At 65.2% G+C, this 1200-nt stretch carries 1 protein-coding gene; it reads right to left on the reverse strand.

The features are described from left to right. On the reverse strand, positions 1–1200 hold a 1200-nt coding region (locus tag J2Z30_RS49220; RefSeq protein WP_245389376.1), incomplete at both ends, for a condensation domain-containing protein.

The following is a 1200-nucleotide window of genomic DNA, read 5'->3' on the forward strand; positions in this document are numbered from 1 at the left end:
TCGAGGTTGGTGATGTCGTGTTGGGTGAGGGTGAGGAGGGGGAGGTCGGAGGGGGTTCGGCCGCCGGTGTGGTGTTGGGTGTGGGTGGTGAGGGCTTTGAGTGCGGTGTGCCAGTGGTGGGCGAGTTGGGTGATGTGGTGGGTGGTGTGGTGGTGGGGGTTGTAGGTGTAGGTGGTGGTGAGTTGGGGTCCGTGGGGGGTGTCTTGGGTGTGGGCGTTGATTTCGAGGGGGGTGTGTTGGAGGAGGTTGGGGTCGGTGTTGCCGTTGAGGGGGGTGGATTCGGGTGCGTGGGGCCAGGGTTGGGTGGTGGATGGGTTGGTGGGGTTGGTGGGTGTGTCTGGTGTGGTTGTGGTTGTGGTGGGGGTGTAGCGGCCGAGGTAGTTGAAGGTGGTGGGGGGTTGGGGGAGGTGGGTGAGGTGGGTTTTGGTGGTGGGGTTGAGGTGGCGGAGGAGTCCGTAGGTGGTGCCGTGGTGGGGTGTGGTGCGGAGGGTTTCTTTGATGGTTTTGAGGGCGGTGCCGAGGTGGGGTGTGTTGTGGGTGATGTCGTGCCAGGTGGCGGGTCCGGGGTGGAGTCGGATGGGGTGGAGGGTGGTGAACCAGCCGATGGTGCGGGTGAGGTCGAGGTGGGGGGTGAGTTCGTGGCGTCCGTGGCTTTCGAGGTTGATGAGGGTGTCGTTGGTGTTGTTGAGGTGGTTGAGGGTGAGGGTGAGGGCGGTGAGGAGGACGTCGTTGATGCCGGCGTGGTAGGTGGCGGGTGTGGTGGTGAGGAGGGGTTGGGTGTGTTGGGGTGGGAGGGTGGTGGTGTGGTGGAGTAGTTGGCTGGTGGGGACTGGGGTGGGTGTGGGGGTTGGTGTGGTGGTGTGGGGTTGGAGGGTGTGGGTCCAGTGGTGGAGTGTGGTGGTGTGGGTGGGGTGGTGGGCTTGTTGGGTGAGGTAGTGGGCCCAGGTGCGGTAGGAGGTGGGGACGGGTTCGAGGGGGTGGGTTGTTTGGGTGTGGTGGTAGGCGTGGGTGAGGTCGGGGATGAGGATGCGCCAGGAGACTCCGTCGATGACGAGGTGGTGGGCGAGGAGGAGGAGTCGTCCGGGGGTGGTGGGTCCGAGGGTGAGGTGGATGGCTTGGAGCATGATGCCGTGTTCGGGGTTGAGGCGGGTTTGGGCGGTGGTCTGGTGTTCGGTGATGGCGGTGGGGATGTCGGGGTGG

Source organism: Streptomyces iranensis, from assembly GCF_017874715.1.
Lineage (GTDB): Bacteria > Actinomycetota > Actinomycetes > Streptomycetales > Streptomycetaceae > Streptomyces > Streptomyces iranensis.